The following is a 16809-nucleotide window of genomic DNA, read 5'->3' on the forward strand; positions in this document are numbered from 1 at the left end:
AATAGCTTTAGTCTTACTAAAAGGAGAAAAAAATTTATGAGTAAAAAAACGATCTATTTCTTATGCACAGGAAATTCTTGCCGCAGCCAAATGGCTGAAGGTTGGGCTAAAAAATATCTTGGTGACCAGTGGAATGTATATAGCGCAGGAATTGAAGCACACGGCTTAAATCCAAATGCGGTGAAAGCGATGAATGAAGTGGGTATTGATATCTCCAATCAAACTTCTGATATTATTGACCCAGCCATTTTGAACGCTGCTGATCTTGTTGTCACTCTTTGCGGTGATGCAGCGGATAAGTGCCCAATTACTCCTCCAAGTGTTCGCCGTGAACATTGGGGATTTGATGATCCAGCAAAAGCTCAAGGAACGGACGAAGAAAAATGGTCTGTATTTCAGCGTGTACGCGATGAAATTGGACAGCGCATCGAAACGTTCGCAAAAACAGGTGAGTAGATAATAAAAGTCCAGTACAAGAGATACATTGTAATTCAGATTAAATTAATTGTGACATCTAAAAGAGTAACAAGGTATTGAACTAATGGAAAAACGTTAGTTCAAGAAGAAAAAGTAAGCAACCGATCAATAGACCGGTTGCTTTTTCTTTAAGCTACTGGGCAGGTTAGTTTAAGGTTGTAAAAGGAAAAAACAGCTCCATCTCACAGTAATCCTCTGCTTGTAATGGATTTATCCGTTCAAAACTATAGGTATTTAACTGATTATTTTCCTTCATCCAATGGCCATAGATATACTCCCAAATAGTCTTTAAGGTCTTACTCGATATTTCGTTTGGGTAGTGATTTCCAATATATTTAAATACCGCATACTTATTTGAAGGGATCCTCTCGACAATCATTCCCTCGGGAACTGGACTTCCCTCCTTAACCTGGATAGAAGGTATGTAATACGTAAACTCTGTACTGTCCTTAGGAACCCTGGTTAAACCAATATACGTATCAGGGTCAACTGCGTTTTTTATTCGATGCCGATCTTTGTAATAAAAAGTTTGCGCATAATCATTTGCGGTTTGATTTTGAAAATTATCGCCTATATAAACAATTCTTCTATTTCCAGCAACAAAGAACGCTGGTAACATTACATGAATTGGTTTAAAGACCAGCCCGTCATCCACTTGGTAACAGTTTGCTAAATTGAATCGTTCCACCACTTTCACAGGTGTTGTGCCATTACGAAATTGGGTTGGAGTAATGCCATATTCCCGTGTGAATGCTCGTATATAAGATTGATGGTACTCAAATCCATACTCTTGTGCTATATCAACTACTCTTAGGTCCGTATTCATTAAATCAGACAGACTCGCCGCCAATTTTCTAGATCTGACATATTCTAATAAGCTTAAACCCGTTGCTTGTTTGAATATTCGATGCAGGTAGTACTTGCTAAGGTGGGAATTAGATGCAATATCATCAAGAGTAATTTCTAATTGAATATTTGTCTCTATCCAATTAATGATCTCTGACAACCTGTTTATTAGGTATGCGTTTTTCATTTCAAACAGATCCTCCTAAAAAAGAGCAAGAAATGTTACCCGCGAACGCTCGATACACTTATAATTTGATTATGAAGCATATAATGGAAATTTGAAAGCCAAGACTACCAGTGTTCTGGGAACACTCTCAATAGTGATTAAAACAAAGGACGTGGAAATCATGGAACAAATAAAAACGGTGCGTTTTCGTCCCTTTTCGAATGAAGAAGATTACTTAGCACTTCGTGATTTGATCATTAAAAAGTTTGCTGACCCCCGAAGACGGTTTTACCCTAGTCTCGGTGACTTGGACTATATCCGTTCGTTCAATGGGCATTTCAAAGATATAATAACCATCTGTGAGTTGGAAGACGGAACGATTATTGGAGCCATTTGGCCAGGACATTATCATATCCTCTATTGCGTCACGGGGCCTGATTATGAAGGGTTCGAAGACGAGATTTTCACTTGGGCCGAGCAGCGATATTGCGCACCAACGTTGTTAGAAGACCGCACAGGAAATGAAGTGTATGCCTGGGCGTATGATGAAGATGCAACACGGGTAGAAACTTTGGAAGCACGAGGATATACCAAGCATACCTGGTATATGTACTCAGGCTCGATCGAGCTTGATGACTCTATACCAAAACCGCAATTTCCACAGGGCTTCATGGTTCGGCCGATCATTTCTAAAGACTTGGAACAAAAGGTAAATATTATGGGTGGTTCAGCTGGGCTGACAGCGCCTACGATGGAAGCATACCAGCGCCTGATGAGTAGTCCGACGTACAAGCAGGAATTGGACTTAGTAATTGTCGATGAAGAAGATCAGATCGTTGGGTTTGCAAACGTGTGGTATGACACGGCTAATAATATTGCGATCATTGAACCGTTCGGAACCGCACCGAGCCATCGGAGAAAGGGATTGGCCACGAACTTGCTCTATGAGTGTATGCATCGCTTGCGAAAGATGGGGATTGCTAAACTCTACATTAACCACGGTGGTTTATGGACCCTAGATCCAGAGCCAGACGATGCGATGCGGGTGTATCACAAAACAGGATTTCAACTACTGGGCAACATGTTTGTATGGTATAAGGTTTGCAAGTGCAACTAACGGTGACGATAGCTCAATATAAACAAGAAGGCAGCGGATCAATGTAATCGGCTGCTTTTGTTCAACGAACTGGTAGGATAGTTTAATGATTGGGGCTATAAGGCTGTACTAGATAGAACAATGTATAGTGTACTGTTGAGCTATGGTCAAATACTAGTATCAAAATTTAACATAGCCTAGATTTTAAATATTGCACCCACATCCCGTGCAACTCAGCTTCCGATACTTGAAATGCGCCTTGAAAATCAGTGGCATCGCGTATGAATTTGTTGAGCGCATCTAAACTGTATGAATGGATGAGATATTCTACGAGCAAGTGCGAGAATGCATATCCCCCTATCTTCTCGAAATCCCAGGTATCATTAGTTAATGCTTGAAAGCTAGGGACAGCGTTATTTTGAATCAATTCGGAGGTGCTATACTGGATATATTCTTGTGACATTTGTTTGGCTTCATGCCCGCCGAGACCGTGTGTAAGCCATTTCGGTGCTAACGGATTAATATCCTTCACTAACCACATCGTAAACAAGCTTAGGGTGTGCCGTAGTACCGATTGATACGTATGTTCAGGGCCTGGGTTGAGTGGGGATACGATTTTAATTTTATTGTCTTCATAGGTTCCCATAAACCAATTGGGCGCATCCGGCTCGTTTATTGCTTGATGAAAAGTGGGCAGATCCGGATAAATCTCAATAGCGATTTTCTGAGAAGGTCGATGACGATAGGTTGTAATAATTCGATCTACATTGCTTTTCAACTCTTCAAATAAGTCATGGTATACCTTGTTCATACCATCATTCTTGGAGGGAGCCTCGCTTTTATCCACAATTGATATCAATTCTTTAATAGACATGATTGTAATGTCACCCCATTCTTTTAATTCTTTTTTTAGTTTGTTTAAGGCACGATAGAGTCTGTTCTTAACTGCGCTTTCAGACATCCCGATGATTTTGGATATTTCCAATAAAGTGCAATCGACGAAAAAACGCAATGATATGATTTGCTGATCTAATTCATTCAATCGGGCTAATGCAGCACTAATATCAAGACGGATATCGACATCTCTAGCAATATCGAGGGATATCGATTGGGACTGAAAATCGGTTACTTCGTGCACCATTTCTTTATTTCGTGATCTCGTACGATACTCGTTTTTCACAATATTTTGCGCGATTTTGAATAGCCAAGTAAATATACTGGAGTTACACTTAAACAAGTGAAAGTTTTCCATTGCTTTTAAAAAAGCTTGTTGCGTTAAGTCATCGGCAGTTGCCAAATTTGTCTTTACTGCAATATAATTTCGAATTCTATCTCGATATTGATTATAAATGGCTTCGAAATGCTGGATGTGCTCCTGCTCCTCCGGAAGAACAGGGATTTTCTTTTTGTCTTGAGCTCGTGACACTAGTAGAACCTCCTCCTGAACTTACAATTCATTAGACACCGAAGGGAGGTAAAAAGCCACATCATTTTAAAATAATTTTACACGACGCCACTCGACTTTTTTTTAACCCCGAAAAAGCAAAGCGTAAATGCAATTCAGCTATGTGGTATAAAGTGAGGATTACCAATGGAGAAAGAAATTCAGGAGCTTAAAAAACGGTTTGGCTTTCTGGAAAAGCAAGTTCAGAACAAACAACTTCAGTCATCTAATATATTGAGGTTGAGCTTAACTTTTATAACAGTACTCGTGACTTTGCTCATCATGATTGGAATCTTTCAATTTATAACCCCCAACCAATTAAACTGACGGAAAAACGATAGTTCAAAAACAGCATGGAGCAGTTTGCCGGTTGGCAGCTGCTCCTTTTCTTTAAGCTAATAGGCTTTTCTTCGACATTTTGACTTACCGAATTATGAAAAAGCATATAAATTAGTGAATCTACCTTTAACAACAGAACTCACTCTTATTAACTTGAAGTTTCTGAAGTAAGAATCTAACTACCAAAATATTTATATTTCTAAAGCCAAAAGTTGTTACTCAAAGTCTAATAAGAGAATAAAGCAAATTATACTTAAGCAAATAAAGCAATTCTGATCTTTATAAAGAAGGGAGGAAGTTAGAACATGAATGAATACCATAAAGAAATAAAAGAAGCTCAACAAGGAGATAAAAATTCCTTTCTAGCACTATTTGAGAGATATCAAAACGATATTTACAGACTCGCGTACATTAATGTGAAAAATGAAGAAGAAGCCTTGGACATTGTACAAGAAACAGCATACCGTTCTTTTAAGTCAATAAAAACACTAAAGGAACCTAAATACTTTAAAACATGGTTGATGAAGATAGCCATATCCTGTTCAATAGATTTACTTCGTAAAAAAAACAAACTAGTTCCTATGGAGCCTCAAATAATAAATGAAAGTATTACTTCCGATGTAACACTAGATACCAATATCCTACTTAGCCTGACTTTAGAGGATCTGATTGATGAACTAGATGTATCTGAGAAAAATGTTGTCCTACTACGCTTCTATCAAGATTATACCTTCAAAGAGATATCTAACATTTTGGAAATTCCTATAGGTTCAGCAAAAACAATCCTATACAGGGCGTTAAATAAAATGAAAAAGAGTCTTAAGGAGGTGCACTCGGTATGAAACATTTTAAAGATGAAATTGATAACATAAAAATACCCGATATTATAAACGACAGAGTAAGGGTTGGAGTAGAAATGGCTGAAAATGAAAGGAAGAAGAGAAAGAAATCTAGGCAGGCTATATCATTAGCAGCAGCAGTAGCAGCTTCCATTGTCATTGTTATTGGATCAGTAGGAGCCTTAAACGAAACGTTTGCTTCCGCAGTAAAGGGTTACTTCTCAGATATTAAAAAATGGGACGGCACGGTTATAGGGACTGAGTTTAATCAGGCTTCTAACGATATAAAGGTAACCTCAGGGAAGATCAGTAAAGAACAAGATAACGTCATTATACCCATTGAGGTAGAAATCTTGAACAAAATGCAGGCACCCTATGCAATTATTGAAGTGCTCTCACTTAGGCAATTTGAGATTAGAGATTCAGAAGGAAAATTACTCGATTCCAAATCCATTAAAATTGTTTCCAATGTAGATATCCCCGCTGATTATACGATCTCTAATAAGGAAAATCTGCTTGAAGAAGTGAAATTAGAAGATGATAAAAAACGAATTTTTAAAGCGGATTTAGTTATTCCATCTATGGATAATATAGAAGTGTTCATATCAAGTTTTCAAGGACAAGCTAAAGCGGATGCTCCTATAACGATAAATGGAGATTGGAAAATTAACGTATCAACTAATTAGATTTAGGGGTTATATAAGTTATAAATAAAGGCACCTCTTGATGGCAGCGTCTTCTAGGCTTTTTTTGGAACAGCAAGGGTTGTTGAATCCCGATGTCTATCATTTTCAATCTCATGATGAATTGCATTTATTAAGGAGTGAGCAAATGAAAAGAAATTGGACTGCAGTTGAAAAAAAAGTTATTTTCGGAGGTTTACTTCTTGCCGGACTATTTATTGTATAGGGGCTATTTTTCTACTTAGGTATTAAGTTTAATTTCATTCGTTTAAATTAGTTACTGGGTTTTAATGGAAGGTTAGTTGGATAATGATGTAGAAGTTATGGTTAGAGAATTGGAGGTGGCAAATGAGTTTTAAATTATTTGAAAACGAAATGCCAGATGTCTATTCCTTAGCTTATCATGCTGAACGTGTAATGGAAACGGATCACATCATCGCTTTAAATCATCTGAAAGAGATAGGTTGAAGGAGTATGGGAAAGTATACAGGAAGATCTAATATGTATTGAATATGAATCAGGTGAGACTTACCACGGGCAAACCAGGAATGGGCTTAGGTGTGGAACCGGGGTTTATCGTTGGTCAGATGGGTCTAAGTATGAAGGACAATGGTTTAATGATATGGAATATGGATCTGGCGTTAAAGAATACGCTAATGGTGATCGTTACGGTGGAGAATGGAAAGATGGGATGTGTAGCGGGAAAGGAACTTATAAATGGAATGATGGTACTGTTTATGAAGGTGGATGGGAAGATAACTTAGAACATGGATATGGGACCAAAACTCATCGGGATGGTTATGTACAAAAAGGATTTTGGACACGCGGTGAGTTAGTCTTTACTAAAGATCAGCTGAATCAAAGCAAGCCTTCAATTACTGATTAGTGGTCAATGTACTTATAGAAAATAACAACCTTTTACATAGTAATAGCGTTTATACTACATGTAAAGTCATCTAAAGCACCTATGGAGGTTGATTTATTTGAAATGGAAATCATTTTTTCTCACTTGTTTTGCCGTGTTTTTAATGGTGCCAACCGTACAAGCAGCTACATCAATATCGGTAGTTGTTAATGACAGACCCATAAAAACAGACGTTGCCCCTTTTATTAAAAATGGAACTACTTTTGTTCCGTTGAGAAGTATTGAACAGATCGAGGGAATCTCGATAAAAAGCTGGAACAACAAAACCAAAACACTTGTGATTGCCCATCCGACCAAGTCAATGACGTTTAGTGTGAAACCAAATCAATCGGAGTCCATGCTAATTAAAGATAATCGGGTTATGGTTCCTATTCGATTTATTGCTGAGAATTTCAACAGTGATGTAGCTTGGGACGCTAATACAAAAACGGTCCAAGTCGCAAAGTTAAATGAAGAGACGAAAGCTAATTTAAATTCAGATAATCTAACAACATCCCGTCTTGCTGCGATTACGATTCCGAGAATTACTACGTTAAAAGAACTCACCGGAGGTCAAAGCAGTGCAGGATCTTTTCAATTACTCTTTCCTGAAGGAGAGTCCAAAGCTTTCTTTATAATAGAAAATAGTACTATTGACTATTACAAAGTTAAAGGAAATGCGGCTTGGCTTACATGGAGTGGAAAAATCGGAGGAAATGAAAATAAATTCTGGATTACGAACAGCGGCATATCAAGTGAAGTGGGACAACGACCTAAGATTAATGACCGGTTGTTTTTCTATAAAGTTTCTTCGCACTCAGGACAATCCCAGTATGGATACCTGTCCAATACCGGCAAAGAGACGATACTTGGGAGTAAAGACATGAACAGCTTAGATGAGTTATATCCAATCCTAGAAGAAAACGAAGTAGATCAGATGAAAAAGGCAGAATGAAAAAAAGAAGCACGGATGTGGTAAACTGTCCTTTACAAGGAGTTTATGAATCCGGTGCTTCTTTTTTGTTACTATAGACAATGTAGGGCGAGAATAATATAAACATAAGTTTGAGAAGAGAAATAAAAAATCAAAGGTGATCAAATATGATACTACATAAAGGTGAAGTGCTTTTTCGGCAGGGGGATATGACTCCTCTTTACCATCTCAAAACAGGTATGCTCAAAATCATAAGAATTCAGGAGGATGGCGGAGCATTTCTTGTTAATATTATCGTTCCCGGGGAGATGTTCCCTCATCATAGTTTAATTAGTCCTGGTCCTAGTTTTGGCTCAGCCTTGGCTTTATCTACTTGTGAAATCGAAGTGATTCCGGCTGCAGAGTGGTATCACTCATTGGCAGTACATCCAGAGAAATACCGGGAGGTAGCTCTAAAGCTTCAAGAGAAACTTCGTATGATGCAGCAGCGAATCGATCAAGTAACCGAAACTGAACCTGCCGAGCGTCTGCGCAAACTCCGTTCATGGATGGAAACGTATATTGCACCTGAAAAAATGACCGATCTCCTAACCCAAGCAGAAATTGGTCAGTTGATCGGTCTTCGTAGAGAGACGGTGAACCGCCTCTTGCGTTCAGGTGAATTTAATTAAGCCTAAGCCGGTGGTTATAGCGTTTCTTTTGGACCGAAGAATTCATAGTGCAGATCTTCTTCCCGAACACCCCAGCTGATCAAGCTGTCCCGAATACTCTTCATAAAGGAGAGTGGACCACAGAAATAGAAATGTGCGTCCGTTGTAGGTACAATCTCTTGCAGCCAAGCCTGATCAATCCGTCCTGTTTTACTGTAACCCGTATCCTCAGGGAGCGGGTTGCTGTAACAGAAGTGGGTAGTCACTTGTTCGTTAGCGTCTTCCAGTTGTTTCACTTCGGAACCCATCGCATGTACTTTTCCATTATGAGCTGCATGAATAAAGGTGACTTGGCGGCTTGGCTGCTGCTTCACAGCAGTATTCACCATACTCATGAGCGGAGTAACTCCGATCCCTCCACCGATAAAGACGACAGGACGATCATCCGTAAGTTCCATTTTGAATTCACCAGCTGGAGCAGACAGTAGAAGTTTATCTCCTTCTTTGATTATGTTATGAAGGTAGTTAGACACTTTACCTTCTGGTGTATTCAAAGCCCCGTCTTCACGTTTCACACTAATGCGATAGTAAGGTTCGTGTGGTGCAGCGGACAAACTGTACTGGCGAATCTGTGTGTAGGTTTCTCCAGGGACCTGAACTTTTACACTCACATATTGGCCTGGCGTAAAGGAAGCAATTGCTCCTCCATCGGATGGAATGAGATAGAAAGAACGGATAAGTTCGTTTTCCTCCACGATTTTGTTTACGGTAAATGGACGGAATCCAGTCCAGCCTCCTTGTTGACCTTCCGCTTCCTCATACATTTCTTTCTCGATATCGATAAATACACTTGCAATGACTCCATATGCGTTATTCCAAGCATGAATGATTTCATCTGTTGCCGCATCGCCAAGCACTTCTTTAATGGCAATAAGCAAATATTTCCCTACAATCGGGTAATGTTCAGGGAGTACGCCGAGACTGCGGTGTTTTTGAGCTACCTCTTTCACGGCAGGAAGAACAACTTCCAACTGATCAATATATTTGGCTGCTGCATAGACCATATTAGCGAGAGCAGCTTGTTGTTTCCCTTTTTTCTGATTGGCGTGGTTGAAGATGTTTAATAATTCAGGATGGTGCTCAAACAACATTTTATAAAAGCATGTAGTGATGTCTTTTCCATGTACTTCAAGAACGGGTACAGTTGATTTAATAATGGAAATATCGTGAGTGCTTAACATAGGTAAAACCTCTTTTCTTCCTGCTTAATTATTGATATCTCCAGTATAAAAGAGGAAATCTGTTTCAATTGTGATCCAAATCACAAATTTTATGAACAGATTGCATCCTTTTCCCATTGACATTCGTATATAGGTAAATATCAAGTGCTATGTGAAGAGGAGAAGGGTTGACAATGAGTATTGAATCGAAGGAACTGCTGCAGGCAGAACTCGTTCTGATCGAGAAGTGGGAGAAGGAACAGAAGGATATTTTTTTCTGGGAAAAGTTAGGGCGGTTACCCTTCGCCATGTTGGATAAGCTTACCCCAAAGGTTATTAGAGATAAACTCGGAATGCTTTTAAATGAACTCGGGGCCTTTTTGCAAAATGGCGGTCGATTCCTTGTGAATAAAAGGGCTGTCTTGAAGCACATTCATAAATTTCTGAGTGGGGAAGAGCCATCGGAACAAATAGGAATAAAGAAAAAAGGGCTGCAGGTTAAAAAAATGTTTACTCAAGTTTCGTCTGCTGCTTTGGCAGCTGCAGGAAAGTTTCGCGCAGAGGAAGAAAAGGATGCTGCTGCGACTTCTCCTGAGGATGCGCCTGAACTTGCGATAGCAGATATTACGAAACTCCCCATTGCAGTCATGGATCAAGCCGCAGATGACATTATCCAGGGACGGATCAAGTTTGCGGCGGCAAGCGGAGCAGCTACGGGAGTAGGTGGAATTGTAACCATGGCGGCTGACCTTCCGCTCATGTTAGGAACTTCCTTAAAAACATTACAGGAGATTGCCATCTGCTATGGATATGACCCAGAGGAGACCATGGAGCGAGTATTTATCGTAAAATGTCTTCAATTTTCTTCAGCCGACATTGTAGGTAAAAAAGCCATTATTGAAGAACTGAGTCATTTTGATGAAGAACATACCAATGCAGAAGTCATTTCACAGCTGCAAGGCTGGCGGGAAGTTGTAACTGCCTATCGTGAAAATTATGGATGGAAACAGCTGTTTCAGATGATCCCGATTGCTGGCATTATTTTTGGATCCATTAGTAATAAAGGTGCGCTTACCGATGTTTCTGAAGCAGGAAAGATGCTCTACAAAAAACGCCGGTTATTAAAAAAATTAGATGAGGTGCAGGATATTTAGGAGCTGGATCATCTGCCTCAATGGTAAGGAAGATCGGACAGGATATACACCCGGGCAATATCGGGTAAAGAGAGAGAGAATATAACTTTTCAGGGTATCCATTCGTCTGTTTTATTAGAGGATATGCTCAGATAGGAGGTTAGCTCAAATGGAGAACAATGCTGGAAAAGATCTTTTATATCTTCTGATTTTCGTCGTGATTAGTTTCTTTGCAGTCATTATCATGTTTCCTTACGGACTTGCTTTGATCATAGGTATCGTTCTATTTTTTCTATATAAAATCGTATCACTCTTAATAGAGATCAGAAATAGATTAGAACCAAAAGTGAAGCAAGCTGAGGAAACGCTGGAGTAGAAAATAAAAACGCCGGAAGGACAAACCTTCGCGGCGTTTTTTTATTAGGCAGTACGATCCGTCCAAGTGGCGAGTTTCTTGTCTGATGGAAGCAGAAAAGTTAAGAAGCCCAGCAGCGGCATAAAGCTGCATACCTGCATAACCGGACTAATGCCTGCGGCATCGATCCAGTTCCCCAGCACAAGCGCACCAAGCCCGCCGAGCCCAAAAGCGAGACCCGTAATCATCCCGGAGACGGTTCCTATTTTACCTGGCACCAGCATTTGAGCATAGACTACCGTGATCGAAAAGCTGGATAACATAATAAAGCCGATGATCGACAGCAGTACACCCGTCCAGAAGAGATTAGCATATGGGAGTAGTAAGGACAGCGGTGCAGCAAAAGCCATGGAAGCAAAGATCATATTTCGTTTACCAAAACGGTCGGCAAGCGGTCCTCCAAAGAAAGTCCCGAGTGCCCCTGCTCCAAGGAACAGGAAGATATAGATCTGTGCATCTTGAGTAGACAGCGAGAAGGTATCCTTCAGGAAAAAGGCATAGTAACTTCCGATGGAAGACACATACCAAGAACGAACGAATACTAAGATAATCAGGATGAAAAAGGCATACATGATGTTCTTTTTCACCGCAGGATTCATGACTCCGTCTGCTGCTTTTTTTCTAGCGTATCCACCGTTTTTCAGCGTTTGTCCGTACCATCTGGCAATAAAAATCTGTACGGCAATCCCTACTGCGGCAAGAGCCGCAAACCCGAGGGAACCCATCAGTCCAAAGGGGATAAATACCCATCTGGTGAGGAGTGGAGCAAGAGACTGCCCTGCATTACCGCCCACCTGAAAAATAGACTGTGCTAATCCCCGGCGATTTCCTGCAGCCATGTGAGAGACTTTAGAACCTTCTGGGTGAAATGCGGCTGATCCCAGACCGACGAGAATAACGGACATCATAATGGCCATGTAACTGTCGGCAAAGGCAAGAAAAATCATGCCTGAGCAGGTGAAGCCCATTCCAATAGGCAGGAGAGCGGGAGTGGGTCTTTTATCAGAGAAATAACCGACCACCGGCTGCATAATGGATGCTGTAATATTTAGTGCAAAAGCAATCCAGCCCATCTGGCTGTAACTGATTCCCATGGAGTCTTGCAGTACAGGGAAAATAGCAGGAATAACCGACTGAACCGAGTCATTAAGCAGATGAACGAGACCGATCGCAATCAGAATCCGGTAGATTGTCTGAGAACCGGCATCAGGACGAGGAAGCGGCCGAGAAGCAGAACCGGTCTTCATCAGTGAGTTGAGTGACATGTAAGGTCTCCTTTTCCTATGTAATTCAGTAAAAACGTAACTGTTAATGAACCGAAACAGGTAGATCTTTACATCATATGACATCATTTACTTAGTAGGCAATCCCTATATTTACGCGAAAAAGGAAAAAGAGGCGCCTCACTTCGTAGTGAAACGACCTCTTACATAGGTTTGCTTGCAATCTTAGCAGATTAGCGATTATCAATATTTTCAGGATACATATCATGTTGGAACAAACGCTGAGTAGCGAGTTCCTCATATTTTGTACCTGGACGACCATAGTTGCAGTAAGGGTCGATCGAGATTCCGCCTCTTGGCGTAAATTTGCCCCATACTTCAATGTAACGCGGGTCCATAAGTTTGATTAGATCATTCATGATGATGTTCACTACATCTTCATGGAAATCTCCGTGGTTACGGAAACTGAACAAATACAGTTTCAGCGATTTACTTTCTACCATTTTAATATCAGGAATGTAGCTGATGTGGATCGTTGCAAAGTCAGGCTGCCCCGTAATCGGGCATAGGCTTGTAAATTCCGGAGTATTGAATTTAACAAAGTAATCCCGGTAAGGATGCTTGTTATCGAAAGTTTCCAAAATGCTTGGATCATATTCAAACTTATATTTTGTCCCCTGGTTACCCAGTAGTGTAATATCTTGTAGTTCATCGGATTGACGTCCAGCCATGTTCATATCTCCTTCATACATCTTATTATTGTTTATTTATACGCCGCGTTTATTTCCCCATACCAGCGTATGGAGCTGCGGCAAGACTCTTACATCATTCATATCAGAGAGATTCATTGTTTGATCAATAAGCCACTCATAACGGTGGAGAAGGGAGGAAGCAAGGTTATCTGTATCTCCCGTACCTACATCTGGATTCCCTGTCTGCAAATACATAGCAACCCCAGGATAACGACGATGGACTTCTCTCGCATAGGCGAGATCCTGCTCATCGAAGATGACAACTTTCAGACTGTAGGCTTTATCCGAAGGTCGATCCGCGAGGCGGCTCACAATATCATCTAAAGTATTCCAGTTTGTGTTCATACCAGAGCTTGGAGGCTTTGGTGAGATGGTTACTTCATTAATATCCATAAGCCAATCCTGCCAGCGAGACCCTTGAGTCTCTACTGCAGTGCGAATTCCGCGCTCCTGAAGCAGTTCGACAAGGGAACCGATCTGAGGCAAGATGGCAGGGTTACCGCCAGAGATCGTGACATGCGAGAACCTATCACCTCCGATGGAAGTAAGCTCTTGCCAAATCTCTTCTTTACTCATTTGACGAATTTGATCTTTGGCACTGCCATCCCATGTAAAAGCAGAATCACACCAAGAACAGCGATAGTCACAGCCAGCGGTACGAACAAACATCGTTTTCTGGCCAATTACCATACCCTCTCCTTGGACGGTTGGTCCAAAGATTTCAAGGACAGGAATGGGACGAGGATTACTCATCAATCATCCACTCCCGTCTTACTTCTGCGTAGCTGGTAGGTGTCTCATAGAGCCGCACAAATTCAGTACGCCCGCTGTTAATTTGGGAGCAGTAAGGTTCACTTTGCAGAGCCGCTTCCATCTGTTCATAGATCCACACGACCATATTCTCTGCAGTGGTATTCATCGGCGGTAAGGTTTCGTTCAAATATTGATGATCAAGATAACCTTCAATCTGAGTTTTCCAGATTTCTTTTACATCGCCAAAATCAACAGTGAGTCCTGTCTCACCGGGAATGCCGCTAATTCCAAATACGACTTTATAGGTATGGCCATGCAAGTTTTTGCATTTGCCTTCATAGCAGTGCAGGTGATGCGAAGCATCAAAAGTAAATTCCTTGCTGACAAGGACCCGTTTACGGTGATAGCGCAGCTGCTCTTTTTGAATATCTTCTCCGATGCGTTGCAGCTTTTCTACGATCCGAAAAGTACCAGGCTCAGGTCTCATTGCTGTTCACCGCCTGTAACAATAGAAGAAGGTTTTTGATTACGTTCAGCAGTATATTCATCAAGGCCCGCTTTCCGAAGTTTACATGCAGGGCATTCGCCGCACCCATCGCCCATAATCCCGTTATAGCAAGTAAGCGTACGCTCACGTACAAATTCAAATGCTCCGAGTTCGTCCGCCATTGCCCAAGTTTCTGCTTTGTTCAGCCACATGAGAGGAGTATGAAGAACAAAATCATAATCCATTGCCAGGTTTAATGTGACATTCAGTGATTTTACAAATACGTCACGGCAGTCTGGATATCCGCTAAAATCAGTCTCACATACGCCGGTAATAATGTGACGTGCTCCTTTTTGTTTGGCAAGGACAGCCGCAAAGCTTAGGAACAAGTGGTTTCTTCCATCAACGAATGTGCTTGGCAGTTCGCCTTCTTCTTGTGAAATATCAATATCACTGCGAGTGAGAGCATTCGGTGCGAGTTGATTGAGCAGGCTCATATCAAGAACGGTTTGCTCCACACCTAGTTCACGAGCGATATCAGCAGCCACTTCAATCTCCTGTTTATGGCGCTGTCCATAATCAAAAGTGACAACTTCCACTTCTGCAAAGTATTTTTTTGCCCAGAACAGGCAAGTCGTGCTATCTTGTCCGCCGCTGAATACGACGATTGCTTTTTCATTTGTAAACATAAAAAAACCTCTCTATCTTCTAGGATTAGTAAACACGAACGGATCGCGTTTCATCAGCGGAAGAAAAGAGAAGTTCCTTACTCGATCAACAAAAAAACAGGCCGCTGCCAAAATTGGAGGGCACTTATATAGATTGACGAGGCATCATTTACGAACACGAAAATGAGCAATCGGCCACTTTATGAAAATAAAGCTGCTGACTGCACAGGGGAGGTAAATAGCCTGCTTATTAGACAATCTGTATAGTTTTTTATAGAGGGAGTTCGCGAACCTCTCCCATGGAAATCGGATATCCCGCATGATGATCCATGGATTTATATTTGTAGTTGTCGTTAGTTTTTATCGTACTCGTAGTATTATAGCAGAAAATAGGCACAATAGAAGCCCTTTTACTTAATCAATACATTTCCAAAAGGTAACACTTCACGCAAAATTCGTTTAAAAAGACCCTCGTCATTGTTCATATCACTCTCGAGTTTCCGATTTTCTCGGCCGGCCTGAAACAGGACCGTACCTTGTCCGGTCATCTTCCAGTGATAGTTCATATGCTGACTAGCGAGATGATTTCCATACACGGTGAGTTCCAGTTTTGCATTTTCCGGATAAGCAATGACGCTGCCGGCATCTACATACAGTGGGGCAGTGGGATGAAGCTCTTGTTCACAGACTTGACCTTGCGTGAGAATACCGATCACTCCGTTACCCGAAAATTTCATTTTTATTGCATCTCGGGTAATCAGCATATTCTTGACCTTAAGAATCCTAGTCTGCATTTGTATTCCTTCACTATAGAAGAATAAATGCCGGAAGTCGTACAGCAGATCACTTTTCTCTTCGAGTTTGATCGATTTCATGCTGAAACCGGGGGGCAGGGCAGTAACAAACTGGCAAGGACCGCTAATCTCGGATTGAATCAGCTTATGTTTACGATACATTCCGCTAATATTCATGAGACGATCATTTCTGCCCGTACCGGACCCGCGGTAAGCAACAATCTGCTGCGGATGAAGCACATGGATTTTGTCTCCTTCGGTTAATGAGAAAGTGACAGCTTGTCCGGTAATCATAGAAGCTTCGTGTCCTTGAGATATTTGCATCTTTTGTTCTGTTCCTTTCTATAAATAGAGAAGCCTGATCTTGAATTATAATCTTGAATGTCTTTGCATACGATAACGAATGATACGGACAAGCACGAAGTAGAATATGATAAGGCCAATGGCTGTAATCACCGTCGTCGTAATTCTTTTTTGTGTCTTCATTCGTTGTTCTTCTGCTTTTTGCAGCTTACTAACCATGGAAGTAAGGCTTTCATTTTGCTCCATGAGATATTGATTTTGTGCGATCAATTCTTCATTATGAGCCTGGAATGATTCTATATTTTCTTTGGCGCTGTTGAGTTCCGTCATCGTCTGTTCATAGCTCTGTTGTAATTTATTTACTTCCTCCGGTAGATTTGAAAACTGCTCATATCCGTTATATACATTTTCCCAAAATCCGGCCTGAGCCCGCTCATCTGAAATCATGAGAAGTAGACTGTACATGGCAAGTGCCATCAGTAGAAGTTGCCACTTTTTTTTCATAGATCCACCACCTTATATATCCTATTAACCCGAAATAAAGAAAGAATATTAGGGGATACTGCTATTCTATACGATCATTTGTTTTTTATTGTTTCATATATTCTGAAATTGATTTAAAGAATGTAACAAAAATTAAAAAATATATGTTTAGACATACTTCGGATAGGTTAATTAGAAGG

General features: G+C 40.8%; 20 protein-coding genes and 1 riboswitch. Of the genes, 10 read left to right on the forward strand and 10 right to left on the reverse strand.

Annotation, left to right across the window (positions count from 1 at the left end):
* The first annotated feature begins 36 nt into the window (after nucleotides 1–36).
* On the forward strand, nucleotides 37–456 hold the full coding sequence (arsC, locus tag KJS58_RS12620) for an arsenate reductase (thioredoxin) (RefSeq protein WP_160036991.1): 420 nt from the start codon (nucleotides 37–39) through the stop codon (nucleotides 454–456).
* A 166-nt stretch (nucleotides 457–622) separates the two neighbouring features.
* On the opposite strand, the gene KJS58_RS12625 is transcribed toward arsC, so the two are convergent.
* Nucleotides 623–1510 (reverse strand): AraC family transcriptional regulator, encoded by an 888-nt coding sequence (locus KJS58_RS12625; protein ID WP_213532844.1) that lies wholly within the window; start codon nucleotides 1508–1510, stop codon nucleotides 623–625.
* A 160-nt stretch (nucleotides 1511–1670) separates the two neighbouring features.
* Between KJS58_RS12625 and KJS58_RS12630 the strand changes: the two genes are divergently transcribed.
* Nucleotides 1671–2606, forward strand: a complete 936-nt coding sequence (locus KJS58_RS12630; protein WP_213532845.1) for a GNAT family N-acetyltransferase — start codon at nucleotides 1671–1673, stop codon at nucleotides 2604–2606.
* A 166-nt stretch (nucleotides 2607–2772) separates the two neighbouring features.
* Here KJS58_RS12630 and KJS58_RS12635 read toward each other — a convergent pair whose 3' ends face one another.
* Nucleotides 2773–4011 carry an RNA polymerase sigma factor gene (locus KJS58_RS12635; protein WP_213532846.1) on the reverse strand — a complete coding sequence of 413 codons (1239 nt, stop codon included), beginning with the start codon at nucleotides 4009–4011 and terminating at the stop codon, nucleotides 2773–2775.
* A gap of 662 nt (nucleotides 4012–4673) precedes the next feature.
* Here KJS58_RS12635 and KJS58_RS12640 point away from each other — a divergent pair.
* From KJS58_RS12640 to KJS58_RS12670, 6 genes are all read left to right on the forward strand, one after another.
* Nucleotides 4674–5210, forward strand: a complete 537-nt coding sequence (locus tag KJS58_RS12640) for a sigma-70 family RNA polymerase sigma factor (RefSeq protein WP_213532847.1) — start codon at nucleotides 4674–4676, stop codon at nucleotides 5208–5210.
* Entirely contained in the window at nucleotides 5207–5893 is a 687-nt protein-coding gene (locus KJS58_RS12645; protein ID WP_213532848.1) for a hypothetical protein, read from the forward strand. Before KJS58_RS12640 ends, KJS58_RS12645 begins: the two co-directional genes overlap by 4 nt.
* Before the next feature lie 40 nt (nucleotides 5894–5933).
* On the forward strand, nucleotides 5934–6116 hold the full coding sequence (locus KJS58_RS12650; RefSeq protein WP_213532849.1) for a hypothetical protein: 183 nt from the start codon (nucleotides 5934–5936) through the stop codon (nucleotides 6114–6116).
* A 279-nt stretch (nucleotides 6117–6395) separates the two neighbouring features.
* Nucleotides 6396–6776, forward strand: a complete 381-nt coding sequence (locus tag KJS58_RS25470) for a hypothetical protein (RefSeq protein ID WP_374705810.1) — start codon at nucleotides 6396–6398, stop codon at nucleotides 6774–6776.
* Nucleotides 6777–6873: 97 nt separating this feature from the next.
* Nucleotides 6874–7749, forward strand: coding sequence for a copper amine oxidase N-terminal domain-containing protein (locus KJS58_RS12665; protein ID WP_213532851.1), 876 nt, complete (start codon nucleotides 6874–6876; stop codon nucleotides 7747–7749).
* Nucleotides 7750–7895: 146 nt separating this feature from the next.
* Entirely contained in the window at nucleotides 7896–8399 is a 504-nt protein-coding gene (locus KJS58_RS12670) for a Crp/Fnr family transcriptional regulator (RefSeq protein ID WP_213532852.1), read from the forward strand.
* A gap of 14 nt (nucleotides 8400–8413) precedes the next feature.
* Here KJS58_RS12670 and hmpA read toward each other — a convergent pair whose 3' ends face one another.
* On the reverse strand, nucleotides 8414–9619 hold the full coding sequence (gene hmpA / locus KJS58_RS12675; RefSeq protein ID WP_213532853.1) for an NO-inducible flavohemoprotein: 1206 nt from the start codon (nucleotides 9617–9619) through the stop codon (nucleotides 8414–8416).
* A gap of 173 nt (nucleotides 9620–9792) precedes the next feature.
* On the opposite strand from hmpA, the gene KJS58_RS12680 reads away from it, so the two are divergent.
* Nucleotides 9793–10752, forward strand: coding sequence for an EcsC family protein (locus tag KJS58_RS12680; protein WP_213532854.1), 960 nt, complete (start codon nucleotides 9793–9795; stop codon nucleotides 10750–10752).
* Nucleotides 10753–10900: 148 nt separating this feature from the next.
* On the forward strand, nucleotides 10901–11107 hold the full coding sequence (locus KJS58_RS12685) for a hypothetical protein (RefSeq protein ID WP_213532855.1): 207 nt from the start codon (nucleotides 10901–10903) through the stop codon (nucleotides 11105–11107).
* 44 nt (nucleotides 11108–11151) lie between these two features.
* On the opposite strand, the gene KJS58_RS12690 is transcribed toward KJS58_RS12685, so the two are convergent.
* From KJS58_RS12690 to KJS58_RS12720, 7 genes are all read right to left on the reverse strand, one after another.
* Nucleotides 11152–12411: an MFS transporter gene (locus KJS58_RS12690; RefSeq protein ID WP_213532856.1), complete on the reverse strand. Its 1260-nt coding sequence runs from the start codon at nucleotides 12409–12411 to the stop codon at nucleotides 11152–11154.
* A 191-nt stretch (nucleotides 12412–12602) separates the two neighbouring features.
* Nucleotides 12603–13100: a preQ(1) synthase gene (gene queF, locus KJS58_RS12695; protein ID WP_160032376.1), complete on the reverse strand. Its 498-nt coding sequence runs from the start codon at nucleotides 13098–13100 to the stop codon at nucleotides 12603–12605.
* Between the two features lie 36 nt (nucleotides 13101–13136).
* Nucleotides 13137–13874, reverse strand: a complete 738-nt coding sequence (gene queE, locus KJS58_RS12700) for a 7-carboxy-7-deazaguanine synthase QueE (protein ID WP_213532857.1) — start codon at nucleotides 13872–13874, stop codon at nucleotides 13137–13139.
* Nucleotides 13867–14361 carry a 6-carboxytetrahydropterin synthase QueD gene (gene queD, locus KJS58_RS12705; protein ID WP_191797038.1) on the reverse strand — a complete coding sequence of 165 codons (495 nt, stop codon included), beginning with the start codon at nucleotides 14359–14361 and terminating at the stop codon, nucleotides 13867–13869. The genes queE and queD overlap by 8 nt, the downstream gene beginning before the upstream one ends.
* On the reverse strand, nucleotides 14358–15050 hold the full coding sequence (queC, locus tag KJS58_RS12710) for a 7-cyano-7-deazaguanine synthase QueC (RefSeq protein ID WP_213532858.1): 693 nt from the start codon (nucleotides 15048–15050) through the stop codon (nucleotides 14358–14360). Before queC ends, queD begins: the two co-directional genes overlap by 4 nt.
* A 236-nt stretch (nucleotides 15051–15286) precedes the next feature.
* Nucleotides 15287–15330: riboswitch (PreQ1 riboswitch) on the reverse strand.
* Nucleotides 15331–15439: 109 nt separating this feature from the next.
* The gene (locus KJS58_RS12715; RefSeq protein WP_213532859.1) at nucleotides 15440–16147 is read right to left on the reverse strand and encodes an AIM24 family protein; all 708 of its coding nucleotides are present in this window, start codon (nucleotides 16145–16147) and stop codon (nucleotides 15440–15442) included.
* 45 nt (nucleotides 16148–16192) lie between these two features.
* The gene (locus tag KJS58_RS12720) at nucleotides 16193–16630 is read right to left on the reverse strand and encodes a hypothetical protein (protein ID WP_213532860.1); all 438 of its coding nucleotides are present in this window, start codon (nucleotides 16628–16630) and stop codon (nucleotides 16193–16195) included.
* Nucleotides 16631–16809 lie beyond the last annotated feature (179 nt).

The organism is Paenibacillus sp. J45TS6 (genome assembly GCF_018403285.1).
Taxonomy (GTDB): Bacteria; Bacillota; Bacilli; order Paenibacillales; family Paenibacillaceae; genus Paenibacillus.